General features: G+C 66.8%; 1 protein-coding gene. It reads left to right on the top strand.

The annotated features are described in order from the left end of the window. On the top strand, window positions 1-260 hold a 260-nt coding region (locus SB816_RS32300; RefSeq protein WP_410548284.1), incomplete at its 5' end, for a PepSY-associated TM helix domain-containing protein. Window positions 261-265: the final 5 nt, after the last annotated feature.

Here is a 265-nt window from a genome sequence, read left to right as displayed (position 1 = left end):
AGGCCGACTACTGGGTCGGCAACGGCTACGTGTCGGTGAAGCGCACCGCCAATACGTTCGCCGGCACGTTGAGCAGCCTGCATCGCGGCGTCGGCATGGGCATCGGCTGGGTGTTGCTGATGGATACGATCGCGGGGTCGCTGATCCTGTTGTCGCTGACGGGCGTGTTGCTGTGGACCGAGCTGAACAAGCGTCGCACGGTCGGCGTCGTGCTGGTGGCCGGCTCGGTTGCCGCGGCGCTTGCCGCGGGATTCGCGTAAGGCGA

Origin of the sequence: Achromobacter sp. SIMBA_011, assembly GCF_046535435.1 — a bacterium.
GTDB classification, from domain to species: domain Bacteria; phylum Pseudomonadota; class Gammaproteobacteria; order Burkholderiales; family Burkholderiaceae_B; genus Achromobacter; species Achromobacter dolens.
This window is presented reverse-complemented; position numbering and strand designations above follow the sequence as displayed.